Source organism: Pseudonocardia asaccharolytica DSM 44247 = NBRC 16224 (assembly GCF_000423625.1).
Classification (GTDB): domain Bacteria; phylum Actinomycetota; class Actinomycetes; order Mycobacteriales; family Pseudonocardiaceae; genus Pseudonocardia; species Pseudonocardia asaccharolytica.
In genome coordinates this window covers 1-16,316 of sequence record NZ_AUII01000022.1, presented here as the reverse complement: position 1 = coordinate 16,316, position 16,316 = coordinate 1, and the positions used below count along the sequence as shown (strand labels likewise).

Here is a 16,316-nt window from a genome sequence, read left to right as displayed (position 1 = left end):
GGGGAAGGGATGGCGAGGCGTGGACGACGTGGCTCGGCTGTCCGTCATTGGGCAGCTCGTCCGCAGGAGATGGCGGCTGCTCGCCGCCCTCACCGGCCTGGGTGCGCTGGTCGGCCTCGGGTTGTCGCTGCTGTTCTCCCCCGGGTACGAGGCGACGAGCAGGGTCCTGCTGCAGGGGTCGCGGGACAAGCAGGAGGTGCTCAGCGAGGCTCAGGTCGCGATGAGCCTTGTCGTACTCGACCGGACCGCGGCGGGGCTCGGCTGGGGGGTCGGCGCCGCCGATCTGCAGCGGTCGGTCACGGCGGCGGTGGTCGACGGCAACGTGCTCGAGATCAGCGGGACGGCGGGGAGCCCCGACAAGGCGCAGCAGCTCGTGGGGCGGGCGACCCAGGAGTACGTGACGTTCTCGACGCAGATCGCCGACAACGGTGCGGCGGCGGCGGCCGCGCTGCTGCAACGGCGGGCGGCGGCCCAGCAGAAGGTCGACGAGACCACCGCACAGATCAACCAGCTCCAGGGCTCGCCGGTGCTCGGGGCGGCCTCACCCGAGGGCGTCCAGGCCCGCGCCGAGCTCGACCGGCTGCGCAACGCCCTGGCCGAGGCGGCAGCCGAGCTGGACAACGTCAAGAACGGCGGCCAGCAGTCCGATTCGGCGGCCAGGCTCGGCCCGTCCGGGATCACCGTGATCGGGCCTGCGGTGGTGCGCGGCGCCGCGTCGCCGACACTGCCGCAGCTGGTCGCCGGCGCCGCCGTGGCGTTCGCGCTGCTCGGCGTGTTCGGCCTGCTCCTCGCCGCGCGGTCGGACCGGCGGCTGCGCGACACCGGTGCGATCGCCGCCGCGCTCGGCGCCCCGGTACTGGCCACCGTGGACATTGCGGTCCCGTCCGGCGCCGAGTCGAACGGCCGATCGGGCGAGGGGTCGGGACGCCGCGTCCGGTGGGACCGGTTGCGCGACCTGTTGCGCGAGGAGGCCGCCTGGACCCCGCAACCGGTGGTGCCCGACGACCGGATGGGGTGCGACGCCCTGCTGCGCCGGCTGCTGGCGCGGCTGCCCGAGGCGGCGGCCGGGCTGATCGTCCTCGTCCCCGACGACGATCCCGCCGCGCGGCACGCGGCGGAGCGGCTGACCACGGTCGCCGGCGGCACACCGATCCTCGTCGTGACGGTCGTCGACGTCGCCCGCCGCCCCACCTTCCCGGATTGCGGAGCCGCCTGCGCGGTCCTGGTGGCCATGGCGGTCGGAACCCGAACCGCGTGGGAGCTGGTGGGTCTCGCCGGGGCCTGCCTCGACATGGGCTATCCCCTCCTGGGGGCGCTCGTCGTGCGGCCGTACCGCGCGGCGCCCGGCCAGCCGGAATCGCTCGCGCACCCCGACAACAACGCGACGACGGTGGGTTCCTCGTGACGACAACCGCGACGACGGCCACCTCGAGTCCCGAACCGCTGGTGGACCTGCAGCGCCTGGTCGCCGGAATCCGCTGGCGGCGCAGGCTCTGGGCCGGCTGCGCGGTGATCGGGCTGCTGCTCGGCGTCCTGCTCACCTTCGTCATGCCGTCCCGGGTGACCGCGGCCGCCCGCGTCTACGTCGTCCACGAGAACGAGGAGGTGGGTGATCCCACCGTCCTCATGGGCACCGACGTCGCGGTGTTCGAGACGAGCCGGATCGCGGCCGCGGCCCTGCAGCGGCTCCACTCCGCGGAGTCCGTCGAGGACTTCCGGGAGAGCTACTCCGGCGAGGCGGTGGCCCCGAACGTCCTCGGGCTCACCGTCCGCGCCGCCGGCGCGCACGAGGCTCTCGCGACCGCCACGGCGCTGGCGGAGGCGTTCATCGCCGACCACGTCCAGCGCACCGAGGACGTGGCGAAGGCACAGGTCGCGGCGCTGCGCGACCAGGGTGCGCAGGCCGAACGGGAGCTCGCCGAGGTCGATGCGGCGCTGGCCGCGGCGAACCGGGCGGGCGACGCCCGGCAGACCGCGGCACTGGAGACCCGCCGCGGGGCGCTCTCGGGGCAGATCCAGGACATCACACAGACCGCCGCCATGGCGAGCATCGGCTCGCCGCAAGTCGCCGCCGGAACGCAGATCCTGGACACCCCGCACGTGACGAGTCGTTCGCTGCCGGTCGCGGCGGGCCTGGCCGGCGTGGTGGGTCTCGTCATCGGTCTCGGCGTCGGGCTCGCGCTGGCCGCGGTCGCGAGCGTCGTGCAGGACCGTCCGGTGCTGCGCCGCGATATCGCCGCGCACCTCGGGGCGTCGGTCATCGTGCAGTTGCCCGCCCCTCGCCGTCGGCCCTTCCGGCGGGGGAAGCACCGCGCCGAGCTCGAGCGCGGGCGGGCCGCGGCGACTCTCGCCCGGCTGATCCGCGATGCGCCCGCCGGGGTGTCGCTGCTCGAGCTCGGCTGCCCGGAGCCCGCCGCCGCGCTCGCGCTGGATATCGCCAGGGAACTCGTGCTCGAGCACCCCGTGCTGGTCGTCGACGACCTGCCCGGCAGACCCGTGTCCCGATACGCCGCGGCGTCGCAGAACCCGGTCCAGGTCCTCGACGGTGCGGGATATCCGGACGTTCGGCCCGAACCGGGCGTACCGGACCGGTTCTCCCTCGGGGTCGGCACCGTCGGTCCCGGCGCGGCGTGGACGGACCTCGCCCGGCTGGGCCGCGAGGGCCTGCTGGTGGTGCGTGCCGGGCAGGCGGGCACCGAATGGCTGCACACCGTCGCCCGCCAGCTCGCGGACGTCGAGATCGTGGTGATCGGTGTGGTGCTCGTGCACCCCGATCCGCGGGACCGGTCCGACGGCACCCTGTGGGACGGCCTGCACCTGGCGCTGCGGGGGCGAACGGTGTCCCTGCGCGACCGACCGGTCCCGGCTGCGGCCGCGGCGCCCGTCACTCATGTGGAGGTCAGGTGAACGTCATGGTGTTCGGCCTCGGCTACGTCGGCTCGGTCACGGCGACCTGTCTGGCAGTGCGCGGCCATCGGGTCGTGGGCGTCGACCCGGACCGGGTCAAGGTGGCGGCGCTCGGCGCCGGTCGGCCGCCGGTGATCGAGCCCGGCCTCGACGAGCTGGTCGCCGACGCGATCGGCACCGGGGCGCTGACCGCCGTGGGGTCCGCCCACGACCGGCTCGCCCACGCGGACGTCTCGATCGTCTGCGTCGGCACTCCGTCGGCCCCCAACGGCAGCACCGACCTGCGCCAGCTCACTCGGGTGATCAGCGAGATCGGTTCCGCACTGGGCGGATCGGACCATCCGCATACGGTGGTCATCCGCTCGACCGTCCCCCCGGGGACCGTCGAGGACGTCGTCGTCTCGCAGCTCGAGCTGTCCTCGGGACGAGGGGTCGGCACCGATCTGCAGGTCGCGATGTGCCCCGAGTTCCTGCGCGAGGGTTCGAGCGTGGCCGACTTCTTCCACCCGCCGTTCCTGGTGGTCGGCGGTTCGTCGGCGGCCGTGGCGACGGTCCGCGAGCTCTTCGGGTTCCTCGACTGCGCGGTGCACGCGGTCTCGATCCGGTCGGCGGAGAGCATCAAGTTCGCCGGTAACGCCTTCCACGCGCTCAAGGTGGCGTTCACCAACGAGCTGGCCCGGCTGTACCGGACGCTCGATGTGGACTCCCGGCAGGTGATGGACGTCTTCGTGCGGGACCGTCAGCTCAACGTGTCGCCGGCCTATCTGCGCCCCGGGTTCGCCTTCGGCGGGTCGTGTCTGCCCAAGGACCTGCGCGGCCTGCTGCATCTCGCCCGGATGAACTGCGTCGATCTGCCGGTCCTCGACGCCGTGCTCGTCTCCAACGACATGCTGGTCCGCGACGTCGCCGAGCGGATCCTGCGCGGGGTCGACGCCCGCGGCGGCGAGAACCGCAGGGTGGCGCTGATCGGTCTCGCGTTCAAGCAGCAGACCGACGACCTGCGGGAGAGCCCGAACGTGGCGCTGGCCGAGATCCTCATCGGCAAGGGACTGGACGTGCGCATCCACGATCCGGTCGTCAACCCCACCCGGCTGTCCGGTGCGAACCTCCGCCATGTCCAGAAACGGCTGCCGCATCTGCATCGGGTGCTCTACGACGACGTCGCCGAGGCGTTGGACGGCGCGGCGGTGGCGGTCGTCGGCTCCACCGGCCCCGACGTGGCGGCCGCCGTGGTCGCGGCGCGACCGCCGCTCGTGCTCGACCTGGACGGACGGCTCGGCGCCGAGGTGGAATGCCTCGCCGGCTACGAGGGTGTGGGCTGGTGAGGCGCATCGGGCCCGTCCGGCACGCTCGTCACGTCTGCATCGTCGTGCAGAACCTGCCGGTGCCGTTCGACCGGCGGGTGTGGCTGGAATGCCGGGCGCTGCGCGCCGCGGGCTACGAGGTGTCGGTCGTCTGCCCACGGGGCCGGGGGGAACCCGCCCGCCAGGAGCTCGACGGGGTGCGATTGTTCCGCTACTCCGCGTTCCCCCCGATCACCCGACAGGCGATGTTCGTCGCCGAATACGCCTGGTCGATCCTCGCGACCCTGGTGCGACTGGTCCAGGTCTGGCGGGAGCGGCGCTTCGGCGTCGTCCAGGTGTGCAACCCGCCGGACGTGCTGTGCCTCGCGGTCCTGCCGTTCCAGGTCCTGTTCGGCGTCCGGCTGGTCTTCGACCAGCACGATCTGTGCCCGGAGCTGTACGAGTCCCGGTTCCCGGACGGGGCACGGCTGCCGCATCGGGCGCTGCGGGCGACCGAATGGCTGACCTACCGGCTCTCGGCGCACGTCATCGCCACGAACGAGTCGTACCGGCGGGTCGCCCTGGGGCGCGGGGGTAAACGGCCGGACGAGGTGACGGTCGTGCGCACCGGACCGGACCCGGACCGGATGCGTCGTGGCAGCCCCGACCCCGCGTTGCGCCGCGGGCGCGAACACCTGCTGATCTACCTGGGCGTGATGGGCCCGCAGGACGGCGTCGACATCACGCTGCGGGCGATGCGCCACATCGTGCACGTCCGCAAGCGGTCCGATGTGGCGCTGACCCTCATCGGGGACGGCGACGACGCGGCACGGCTGCGCCGCCTCGCGAGCGAGCTGGGGCTGGACGGCTGGGTCGAGTTCACCGGCCGCGCCCCGGACGAGCTGGTGGCCCGGCTGCTGTCCACCGCGGACATCGGCCTCTCGCCGGACCCGAAGAACCCGCTCAACGACGTGTCCACCATGAACAAGACTATGGAGTATCTGGCCTTCGAGCTGCCGGTCGTCGCCTTCGATCTGGTCGAGACGCGGGTCTCGGCGGCGGACGCGGCCGCCTACGCCGAGCCGAACCGGGTCGACGACTACGCGGACACGATCCTTGCGCTGCTCGACGACGAGGTGCGCCGCAAGCAGATGGGCGCCCGCGGCCGACGCCGGGTCGAGACCGTGCTGGCCTGGGACAAACAGATCCCCGCCTATGTGGGCGTCTACGACCCCCTCGCGGCGCGGGGCTGAGGGGCCGGCGGCATGTGCGGAATCGCGGGTACCTACCGCTGGCCCGACGGCGGTCCGCTGACCGATCGGCTCACCGCGGCCGTCGCCCACCGCGGCCCGGACGCGACCGGCCGCTACACCCACCGCGCGGGCGACGGCGAGGTCCACCTCGGACATCGGCGACTGTCCATCATCGACCTCTCGCCCACCGGGGCCCAGCCGATGGTCGCCGACGGCCTCGCTCTGACCTACAACGGTGAGCTCTACAACGCACCGGAGCTGCGCGCCGAGCTGGTGGGCGCCGGCGTGCGGTTCCGGGGTTCGTCGGATACCGAGGTGCTGCTCGCGGCCTGGCGACGCTGGGGCCCGGACTGCCTTTCGCGGCTGCGCGGAATGTTCGCCTTCGCGGTGTTCGACGAACGCACCGGGGAGCTGGTGCTGGCGCGCGACCAGCTGGGCATCAAGCCGCTGTTCGTCGCGCGCCGGGGCGGTGGGCTGGCCTTCGCCTCGGAGCTCAAGGCGCTCGCCGGTGGGCTCGGCGCGGCGCTGGGCATCGACGACGCGGCGCTGGTGGCGTCGCTGCTCTACTACTGGGTGCCCGAGGGCCACTGCGTCTACCGGGACGTCGAGAAGCTGCCACCGGGGACCTGGATGCGCTGCCTGCCCGACGGGCGGGTCGAGCGGGGACGCTACTGGTCGATCCGCGAGGTCGCCGAGCGGGCCGCTCGCGAGGGTCCCGAGGACACCGACCTGCACGCCGTCGTCGCGGAGTCGACCCGGCGGCATCTGGTCGCCGACGTCCCGGTCGGGATGTTCCTGTCCGGCGGGCTGGACTCCAGCTATCTCACCGCGCTCGCGGCGCGGCACCGGCCGGGCCTTCCCGCCTACACCATCGGGTTCCGGCCCCGGGACGCGAGGTTCGAGGCGATGCCCGACGACCTGCGCTACGCCCGGCGGGTCGCCCGCCGCTTCGGCGTCGACCTTCGCGAGATCGAGATCGCGCCGGACGTCGGTGACCTGCTCGAACGCATGACCTACCACCTCGACGAGCCGATCGGCGATCCCGCCGCGATCAACACGTACCTCATCTGTTCGGCGGCCCGTGCCGCCGGGGTCACGGTGTTGCTGTCGGGGATGGGCGCCGACGAGCTGTTCGCCGGCTACCGCAAACATCGGGCGAACCTGCTCGCCCGGCGCTACCAGGCCGTCCCGCGGCCGCTGCGGCGCGGACTGCGGGCCGGCATGGACCGGCTGCCGGTGGCGACGGCGCGGCGCGGCTACCGCTCGGTCCGCTTCGCCAAGCGGTTCCTCTCCTTCGCCGACCTACCGGAGGAGGTCGCCTTCCGGCGCAGCTACACGATGTACGACCGGACGGAGCTGCTCGGCCTGGTCAACCCCGATCTCGCCGGGGCGGTCGAGGACGTGCTCGCCGAGCACGCCGCGGTCTACGCCGACACCGCGCTCGACGACGTCGTCAACCGCATGTGCCTGGCCGACGCCCGGATGTTCCTGCCCGGCCTCAACCTCGCCTACACCGACCGGGCCAGCATGGCGGCCTCGACCGAGGTGCGGGTTCCGTTCGTCGACGTCGCGGTCGTCGAGGCGGCGTTCCGCATCCCGGGCAGCCGAAAGATCATCGGACGGCACGGCAAGGTCGCGCTCAAGCAGGCCGCCCTCAACGTCCTGCCCCGCGAGATCGCCTACCGGCCGAAGGGGCTGTTCAGCGCCCCGCTGCGGGCGTGGATGAGCCGCGACCTGGCGCCGCTGGTCCGGGCGGTGGCCCATGAGGGGGCGCTGGTGTCGTCCGGTTTCCTGCGCCGCGAGGCGGTGCAGCGGCTCATCGACGAGGACGCGTCGGGCCGCGAGGACCGGTCCAAACATCTCTGGCATCTCGTGACCCTCGAATACTGGTACCGCGGCGCCACGGCCGCCGGTGCCATGGCGGCATAGGTGGGCGGACCGGTGAGACAGGTCGTGCAGAACTACAGGACCGGCGAGCTGGCGCTGCTGGAGGTCCCGGCGCCGCGGTGCAAACCAGGGGGTGTGCTCGTCCGGACCCGCTACTCGTTGATCTCCACGGGCACCGAGCTGATGAAGGTCTCCGAGGCCGGCATGGGGCTGCTGGGCAAGGCGCGGGCCCGGCCGGACCAGGTCGCGAAGGTGGTGCAGAGCGCGGCCACGGCCGGGGTGGTGGCCACCTACCGGAAGGCGATGAACCGGCTCGACTCCTACACCCCGTTGGGCTACTCGCTGTGCGGGGTGGTGGAGCAGGTCGGCGAGGGGGTCAGCGACGTCGCGGTGGGTGATCTCGTCGCCTGCGCCGGAAACGAGCACGCCCTGCACGGCGAGCTGAACTGGGTTCCCGCCAACCTCTACGCCCGGGTACCGGAGGGCGTGTCCGCGGCGCACGCGGCGTTCGGCACGGTCGGCTCGATCGCGCTGCAGGGGGTCCGTCGCGGCGAACCGCAGCTCGGCGACGCCGCGCTGGTCGTCGGCCTCGGCCTGATCGGGCAGCTCGTGGTGGCGCTGCTGGCGGGCTCGGGCACCCGGGTCGTCGGGGCCGATCCCGATCCGCGGCGGTGCGCGCTGGCCGAGCGGCTGGGCGCGCTGGCCTGCGGCCCTCCCGGCTCCGGCGTCGTCGACACCGCGGTCGCCGAGCTCACCGGCGGCCACGGCGCCGACCAGGTCTATCTGGCGGCGGGCGGAGACAGCAACGAGCCGGTCGAGCTGGCCGCGCGGCTGGTGCGCGACCGAGGCCGCGTCGTGGACATCGGCAAATGCCGCCTCGACCTGCCCTGGAACGCCTACTACGCCAAGGAGCTCGACCTGCGCTTCTCGCGGTCCTACGGCCCGGGCCGCTACGACCCGGACTACGAGCTCGCGGGGCGGGACTACCCGTACGGCTACGTGCGCTGGACCGAGCGACGCAACCTCGCCTGCGTCCTGGACCTGATCGCCCGCGGGCGGCTCGACGTCGAGCCGCTGATCTCGCACGTCGCGGACTTCGCGGACGCGGTCGAGACCTACCGGCGGCTCGGTTCGGGTGAGCTGAAGGCGGTCGCGGTGCTGTTCCGGTACCCGCCTCCCGGGCCCCGCCCGTCCCCGGAGCCGGGTGGGAACGGCGCGCGACGGCCGGACCGGGGCGCGGCGCCGGCGGCCCGGCCCCCGGTGCCGCGCCCCGTGGGGCTGGCCTTCGTCGGGGCAGGCGCCTACGCCTCGTCGATGCTGCTGCCGCATCTCGCGGGACGCGACGACGTGGCGTTGCGCCAGGTCGTCACGACCTCGGCGCTGTCGGCGGCCAACGCGCGGCGTTCGTTCGGCTTCGCCGCCGCCTCGACGGACCTCGACGCCGTGCTGTCCGACCCCTCGGTGCACGCGGTGTTCGTGGTGACCCGGCACAGTTCGCACGCCGAGCTGGCCGGTCGGGCGCTGCGCGCCGGGAAGGCCGTGTTCGTCGAGAAACCACTCGCTCTCGACGAGGCGCAGCTTCGGCAGATCCTCGACGCCGTCGCGGAGTCGGGCAACGACCGGCTCCAGGTCGGGTTCAACCGCCGGTTCGCGCCGCTGCTGCGGGAGGCGAGGGGGCGGCTCGGCAGGCGGATCGGACCGGCCACGGCGCGGTACCTGGTGAACGCGGGACAGCTGGACCCGGCCAGCTGGTACCGGCGCCGGGACAGTGAGGGGTCCCGGTTCGCCGGCGAGGGCGGGCATTTCATCGACACGATCGACTGGCTGCTGGACGCCGACCCGGCCGAGGTCTTCGCCTGCGCCACCCCCGACCAGGCCGACCTACAGGTCCTGCTGCGCTACCCGGACGGCTCCACCGCCGCGATCACCTACGCGACCTCGGGCTCCGCCCGCTTCCCCAAGGAGACCATCGAACTGCTGGGCGACGGAAAAGTGTTGCGGTTCAACGACTTCCTCCGCGCCTCGGTCCACGGCAGGTGGCGCTGGGCGGGCCCGCGGCTGCCCCGCGGGCGGGACAAGGGCCAGCGCGCCCAGCTCGACGCGTTCCTGGCCGCGGTCGGCACCGGCGGCCCGATGCCGATCGGGCTCGACTCGCTCATCGCGACCACCCGAGCGACGTTCGCGGTGCACACCAGCCTGCGCACCGGGACGCCGGTCCGCCTGGATCCACCGGCGGCACCGGACGGAGCCGGCCCATGACCGACCTCGGCTGGTACCTGCGGCGGCTGTCCCGGATGGGTCCCCGCGAGATCGCGGGCCAGATCGAGACGGCGGCCCGGATCCATCGGTGGCGCCGGGTTCCGCCCGCGCCCGGGCCGACCGGCCCGGCGGGCCGCCGGTTCGCGGCCGTGCTCGCCCCCGAGGTGCCGGCCGCGGTTCCCGCCGCGGCCCGGGCACGCCTGCTCGGCACGGCCGACCGGCTCATGGACGGCTGCGCGGAGCTGCTCGGCCACCGGCGCGACGACATGGTCAGCCCGGACTGGTCGCTCGACCCGCGCACCGGGCGGCGGGCCCCGGCGGACGTCTACGCCTTCGATATCGCCTACCGCGACGAGCGGGCGGTGGGCGACATCAAGCAGATCTGGGAGCTCTCCCGCCACCAGCATCTGACCGTGCTGGCCGCGGCGTTCGCGCTGACCGGCGACGACCGCTACGCGATACGGGTGGCCGATCACCTCAAGTCGTGGTGGGCCGCGCACCCGCCGATGCGGGGCGTGGCGTGGATCAGCGGGATCGAGCTGGGCATCCGGCTGCTGTCGTGGGTGTGGGTGCGCAGACTGCTCGACGGCTGGCGCGGCGCGCCGGGGCTGTTCGAGGAGAATCCGGAGGCGCTGCACCAGATCTGGTTCCACCAGCGCTGGCTCGCCGCCTTCCCCAGCCGCGGCTCGTCGGCCAACAACCACGTCATCGCCGAGTCGGCGGGCCTGCTCGCGGCCGCCTGCGCGTTCGGCTGGTTCGCCGAGTCGGGGCGCTGGCGGGTCGCGGCGGCGGCCTCGCTGCTCGACCAGCTGGCCCGCAACACCTTCGGGTCCGGGCTGAACCGCGAGCTCGCGACCGAGTACCACGGCCTGGTCCTGGAGCTGGGCCTGGCGGCGTTCGCCGAGGCCGAGGCCGCCGGGATGCCGATCCCGGAGCGGGGCTGGATGGTGCTGGTCCGGATGACCGACGCGCTGGCCGCGGTCGTGGACGCCCACGGCAGACCGCCGCGCCAGGGCGACGGCGACGACGGGTACGGCCTGGTCCTCGATGGCGCGGGCACCGAGCACTGGGCGTCGCTGCTGGCCACCGGGGCGGCGCTGTTCGGCAGCGCGGACTGGTGGCCCGCGATCTCCGTCGCGGACGTCCGCACCCCGCTGCTGGTGGGTCTCGCCGGGCCGCGCCCGCCGCGCACCGACCGGCCCGCGCGTCGGCCGTCACATTTCGCCGACGCCGGGCTGACGATCCTGCGGGCGCGCTGCGACGGCGACGGCGAGATCTGGTGCCGCTGCGACGGCGGGCCGCACGGCTTCGGGTCGCTCGCGGCCCATGCACACGCCGACGCGCTGTCGGTGGAGGTCCGCCACGACGGCGTCGACGTGCTCGCCGACCCCGGTTGCTACTGCTACCACGGCCGCCCCGAATGGCGCGCGTACTTCCGGTCCACCCTGGGGCACAACACGTTGGAGCTCGACGGCGCGGACCAGTCCCGCTCCGGCGGACCGTTCCTGTGGACCCGGCACGCCCGCAGCCGGGTGCTGGTGGCCGATCCCCGCGACGACGGGGTGTCCCGCTGGTGCGCCGAGCACGACGGCTACGGCCGGGTCGTGCACCGCCGGTCCGTCGAGCTCGACGCCGCCACCCGGACCCTGCGTGTGACCGACGAACTCCGGGGGCGGGGGTGGCATCGATGCCGGCTGGCCCATCACCTCGGCCCGCGGATCGCGGTGCGCCTCGAAGGGGCCCGGGCGCTGCTGTCGTGGACCCACCGAGGCCGTGATGATGCCGCCGTCCTCGAGCTGCCCGGGGAGCTGTCCTGGAGCGTGCATCGCGGGGAGACGGACCCGCCGCTGGGCTGGTACTCGGCGGGGTTCGGGCGCAAGGAACCCTCGGCGACGCTGGTCGGGAGCGGCTGGACGGGGCCGGGCGGCCCGGCGCTGACGACCCTGCTGGACCTTGGCCGCGACGCCCCGGCCGGAGGGACGCGATGGCCGGTCCGGTGACGCTGTGGCGCGGGTTGGTGCTCGTGCCGGCGCTGGTGGCGGCCCTCGCCCTGACCGCCTGCTCCGCGCCGCCCCCGGCCTCACAGCCGCCGTCCACAGCCGCGGTCTGCGACCGGACGGCCCCCGGTCCGGCGTCGCCGCCGCAGGGCGCGGTCGTCGTCGATCCGGCGGTCGAGGGCGATCTGGTCGCCAAGACCAGGGCCAGCCCGCCGGGAACGACGTTCTGGCTCGCCCCGGGGACCCACACCCTGGGCGGCGACCAGTTCAGCCAGGTCGCGCCCAAGGACCGCAATGCGTACCTCGGCGCACCGGGTGCGAGCATCGATGGCCACGGGCTGAACCGCTACGCCTTCGTCGGTGAGGCCCGCGACGTGACGATCCGGTTTCTGACGGTCCGCGGCTTCGTCCCGCCGCAGGACCAGGGGGTGGTCAACCACGACTCCGGCGACGGATGGGTGATCGAGCACAACACGATCTCCGACAACCGGGGCGCCGGGCTCATGGCGGGCGCCCGCCAGCAGGTCCGGGGCAACTGCCTGCGCGACAACGGCCAGTACGGCATCAACGCCTACCAGCCCGGGAACGGGATCGTCGGGCTCGTCGTCGAGGGCAACGAGATCGTCGGGAACAACACCGAGGACTGGGAGACCCGCAACCCGGGCTGCGGGTGCAGCGGGGGAGCGAAGTTCTGGTCGGTCAACGGCGCGGACATCCGGGGGAACTGGATCCACGACAACCGCGGGGCGGGGCTGTGGGCCGATACCAACAACAACGACTTCCTGATCGAGGGCAACCTCATCGAGGACAACGACGGGCCCGCCCTGTTCTACGAGACCAGCTACAACCTCATCCTGCGCAACAACGTGCTGCGCCGTAACACGCTGGTCGAGGGCCGGAAGGTCGCAGAGAGCGGGGATCATTTCCCGACCGGCACCGTGTACCTGAGCGAGTCCGGCGGCGAGCCGCGGGTGCCCGCCCGCACGGACAAGATCGAGATCACCGGAAACCGGTTCGAGGACAACTGGTCGGGGATCACGGCCTGGGAGAACGCCGACCGCTTCTGCAACAGCCCGGCCAACACCTCCACCGACAGCTGCACGCTGCTCGTGCCCGAGACGTCGCGGTGCACCCAGCCGGGGATCGCCACCGAGCCGCTCTACAGCGACTGCCGGTGGCGGACGCAGCGGGTCGACATCCACGACAACACGTTCAGCTTCACCGCGGAGGCGATCGGTTGCCTGCCGGGGGGTGGCGGGCGGATGGCCGTGCTGTCCAACTACGGGACCTACCCGAAGTGGTCGCCGTACCAGGCCGAGGTCGTCCAGGACTCGATCGTGACGGATCAGCAGATCACGTGGCGGGACAACCGCTACGTCGGGCCGTGGAGGTTCGTGCTGGGCAGCGTCGACCACACGGTCGGCGTCGCAGAGTGGCAGGCCGAGCCGTACCGGCAGGACGCCGGGAGCACGTTCACCGCGGGCGATTCGGCGGGGTCGTGCTGACCGGGCCGGGCCGGATCGGCGAGGTCGTCACCTCGGCGACGCGCCCCCCGCGGCTGCTGGGCGTGGTCTGGCTGTTGTTGTTCATCAACACCTTGGGCTACACCAAGGTCGATCTGATCATTCCGTTCCCGCGCCAGGTCGCCCAGCTGATCACGATGGCCGCGCTGGCGATCGCCTTCGGGATCGTCTTGGCGCTCAACCCGCGGGGCTGGGTGCGACCCAACGCGTATCTGCTCCTGCTCAGTCTGCTGACGGTCGTCGCCGTCGCCTCCGGCATGCTGCTGGAGACGGGGGTCGGGTCGCTGTTGCGGTGCGTGCGGTTGGTCGTGTTCATCGCGACCCTGTGGCTGACGTCGGCGTGGTGGCGCGGCGACCTCTTCTTCGCCCGGCTGCATCTGCGCGTCGTCTGCGTCATGCTCCTGACGGTCCTTGCCGGTGTGATCATCTCGCCGGGTTCGGCGTTCTCCGGCCCGGGCGGCAGGCTGGTCGGGGCCCTCTGGCCGATCCAGCCGCCCCAGGTCGGCATGTACGCCGCCACCGCGATCGGGCTGGCCGTCGTGCTCTGGCTCACCCGGGGTGTCGACGGGCGCAGCGCCGTCGTCATCACGGTGCCCGCCGCCGGGCTGCTGCTGCTCAGCCACACCCGCACCGCGTTGATCGGCCTCCTGGTCGCCCTGGGTATGGCCGGGCTCAGCCTCGCCCTGACCCACGGCAGGGTCCGGCGGGCGCTCGCGGTGGCGGTCGGGCTCGGCGTGGTCGGCGCCGCGCTGTTCAGCCAGGCCGTGCTGACCTGGTTGCAACGCGGTCAGGACACCGAGGAACTGGAGAACCTCACCGGGCGGCAGAAGGTGTGGGATCTCCTGCTGGCCGCCGACCGCAGCCTCGGCGAGGAGATCTTCGGTGTGGGCCTGACCGACAAGTCGTTCGCCGGGCTGCCCATCGACAGCACCTGGCTGTCGGTCTACTACGAGCAGGGTCTGCTCGGCGTCGCGATCGTGGCCGCGATCCTCGTCGGCCTGCTCGTCCTCGCGGCGCTGCGCCCGCCGTCGCCGCAGCGGGCCTGCGCGGTGTTCCTCGTCGGGTACTGCATCATCGCCTCCTACACCGAGGTCGGACTCGGCGACGCGTCCGCCTACGCGCTGAATCTCGCGGTGGCGGCCGCGCTGCTGGTCGCGCCGGGCCCCCTGCCGCGGGGAGCCGCGGAATGACGGCGGGGCGGCCGCTGCACGTGCTGGTCGTGCACAACCGGTATCGCTCGGCGCAGCCCAGCGGCGAGGACCGGGTGGTCGACCAGGAGGCGGCGCTGCTGGCCGCCGCCGGGCACCGGGTCGGCCGCTTCGAGCGGCGCAGCGACGATATCGCCGGCATGCCGCTGCTGCGGAAGGCCGCGATACCACTGCGCGTGCCGTGGAATGCTCCGGTCCGCGCCGAGCTCGCCGCCCTGCTGCGGCGGGAGCGGCCGGACATCGTCCACATCCACAGCACGTTTCCGCTGCTGAGCCCGTCGGTCGTGGCCGCCTGCGCCGACGCGCGCGTGCCCGCCGTCGCCACACTGCACAACTACCTGATGGTGTGCCCGACCGGCACGCTCTACCGCGCCGGGCGGGTCTGCACCGACTGCGTGGGCGCGACGCCGCTTCCCGCGGTCCGGCATGGCTGTTACCGCGACTCGCGGTTGGCGACGGTCCCGCTGGCGGTGAACCTGGCGGCGAACCGCCGCCGCTGGTGGTCGGACGTGGCGCGGTTCTTCTGCATCTCCGCCGCGCAGCGCGACATCCTCGTCGGGGCGGGGATGCCGGCCGACCGGCTGAGGGTCAAGCCCAACTTCGTCCCCGATCCGGTCGAGCGCCGCCGCGGTCGGGGCGAGGGGCTGCTCTACCTCGGGCGGCTCACCGAGGAGAAGGGTGTGCGCCTGCTGATGACGGCCTGGGACGAGCTGCGGGCGCGCGGCGGGCTGGGCCTTCCGCTGGTGCTGGCCGGTGCCGGGCCGCTGCACGACGAGCTGGTGCGTTGGGCGAGCGGCTGCGACGACGTCCGTTACCTCGGCCTGCGGACCAGGGACGAATGCGCGGGACTGATCGCGCGCGCCGCGGCGGTGGTGGCACCATCGGTGTGGCCGGAGGCGTTCGGGCTGGTGGTCGCGGAGGCGATGGCGGCGGGGGTGCCGGTGGTGGCCGCGGGCCACGGCGCGTTCGTCGAACTCGTCGAGGACGGGGTGACGGGGCTGCGACATCCGCCCGGCGACGCGGCGTCGCTTGCCGGTTGTCTGCGCCGGGTCGTCGCCGATCCCGTGCGCAACGCGGCGCTGGGCTTGGCCGGGCGGCGCCGCTACGAGCGCGACCTCGCCCCGGCGGTCGGGCTGGAGCGTCTCGTCGCCGGGTACGAGGCGGCGATCGCCGATCCGGTCCGGCCAGGACGGTCCTGATGATCCGTCATGCTCGGCGGTTTCGTCGTCGAGCTGCTGTGCCGGACCAAGGAGATGTGCGCTACGGGCCACCGGCGGCGGCGCTCGCACCCGACGCGGTCGAGCTTCCGCTGCAGTTGCGTAGAAGAACTCACGGCGAAGGTTGACTCTGTTTGACACGTCGGTCGGCCAGACGTGCATGCATGGCGCCCTCAATACCTACAGCGTCTTCAATACCTACAGCGTCTTCCGAGAAGGAGAGCGCACGGACGTCAAACCTGAACGGACAGACGCATCGCCAAGCTCGCGTATGTGGTCCATAGGTTCAAGTCGTCTTGTCATGCCAATATTGATCATTCGCTCCACGAAGGCGCCAATATTTGAGATGACGTACACGTATCGGCTCGGATGTTCGCGGCGCGATGATCGACATCCTCGATTGGACGAGTACGGCGACATTCGCACAGGTCGACACTGCGTATTCCTGCTGCACGCGCATTCCGAAACCACCGCGAAGATCCGCCAGTCACCTAGTGAGTCGCGCCAGGAATCCGGTCAAGATATGCGGCGAGTCGTTCGAGGATCTCGTCCGCGGTCTTGGTCCAGGCGAAGGGCCGGGGGTTGTCGTTCCAGCTCTGGATCCACTCCCGGATGTCGCGTTCGAGGGCTTGGAGGTTCTTGTGGACCCCGCGGCGGAGCCGTTGGTCGGTCAGCAGCCCGAACCAGCGTTCGACCTGGTTGAGCCAGGACGAGTAGGTCGGGGTGAAGTGCAGGTGGAAGCGCGGATGGCGCTCCAGCCAGGCACGGACCACGGGCGCCTT

11 protein-coding genes are annotated in these 16,316 nt (G+C 72.8%); 10 read left to right on the top strand and 1 reads right to left on the bottom strand.

Annotated features, from left to right (window positions below):
- Positions 1–19 precede the first annotated feature (19 nt).
- From G567_RS34905 to G567_RS0118655, 10 genes are read left to right on the top strand one after another with little or no spacing between them, the layout of a single operon-like run.
- Entirely contained in the window at positions 20–1,405 is a 1,386-nt protein-coding gene (locus tag G567_RS34905; protein ID WP_028931184.1) for a YveK family protein, read from the top strand.
- Complete coding sequence (locus G567_RS34900; RefSeq protein ID WP_051233283.1) at positions 1,402–2,907, top strand: Wzz/FepE/Etk N-terminal domain-containing protein; 1,506 nt, start codon at positions 1,402–1,404, stop codon at positions 2,905–2,907. The genes G567_RS34905 and G567_RS34900 overlap by 4 nt, the downstream gene beginning before the upstream one ends.
- Positions 2,908–2,912: 5 nt before the next feature.
- On the top strand, positions 2,913–4,232 hold the full coding sequence (locus G567_RS0118690) for a nucleotide sugar dehydrogenase (RefSeq protein WP_245585703.1): 1,320 nt from the start codon (positions 2,913–2,915) through the stop codon (positions 4,230–4,232).
- Complete coding sequence (locus tag G567_RS29805; RefSeq protein ID WP_245585698.1) at positions 4,229–5,443, top strand: glycosyltransferase family 4 protein; 1,215 nt, start codon at positions 4,229–4,231, stop codon at positions 5,441–5,443. The genes G567_RS0118690 and G567_RS29805 overlap by 4 nt, the downstream gene beginning before the upstream one ends.
- A 12-nt stretch (positions 5,444–5,455) precedes the next feature.
- Complete coding sequence (gene asnB, locus G567_RS0118680) at positions 5,456–7,372, top strand: asparagine synthase (glutamine-hydrolyzing) (RefSeq protein WP_028931182.1); 1,917 nt, start codon at positions 5,456–5,458, stop codon at positions 7,370–7,372.
- Between the two features lie 12 nt (positions 7,373–7,384).
- Positions 7,385–9,589, top strand: a complete 2,205-nt coding sequence (locus tag G567_RS0118675) for a bi-domain-containing oxidoreductase (RefSeq protein ID WP_028931181.1) — start codon at positions 7,385–7,387, stop codon at positions 9,587–9,589.
- Entirely contained in the window at positions 9,586–11,589 is a 2,004-nt protein-coding gene (locus G567_RS29800; RefSeq protein ID WP_051233281.1) for a heparinase II/III family protein, read from the top strand. Before G567_RS0118675 ends, G567_RS29800 begins: the two co-directional genes overlap by 4 nt.
- Positions 11,574–13,091 (top strand): right-handed parallel beta-helix repeat-containing protein, encoded by a 1,518-nt coding sequence (locus G567_RS0118665; protein WP_051233280.1) that lies wholly within the window; start codon positions 11,574–11,576, stop codon positions 13,089–13,091. The genes G567_RS29800 and G567_RS0118665 overlap by 16 nt, the downstream gene beginning before the upstream one ends.
- Positions 13,085–14,299 carry a hypothetical protein gene (locus tag G567_RS29795; protein ID WP_051233279.1) on the top strand — a complete coding sequence of 405 codons (1,215 nt, stop codon included), beginning with the start codon at positions 13,085–13,087 and terminating at the stop codon, positions 14,297–14,299. The genes G567_RS0118665 and G567_RS29795 overlap by 7 nt, the downstream gene beginning before the upstream one ends.
- Positions 14,300–14,313: 14 nt before the next feature.
- Positions 14,314–15,516 carry a glycosyltransferase gene (locus G567_RS0118655; protein WP_028931179.1) on the top strand — a complete coding sequence of 401 codons (1,203 nt, stop codon included), beginning with the start codon at positions 14,314–14,316 and terminating at the stop codon, positions 15,514–15,516.
- A gap of 509 nt (positions 15,517–16,025) precedes the next feature.
- Here the strand turns inward: G567_RS0118655 and G567_RS29790 are convergent.
- Positions 16,026–16,316: transposase (locus G567_RS29790; RefSeq protein ID WP_037057670.1), on the bottom strand; the 291-nt coding region annotated here is incomplete at its 5' end.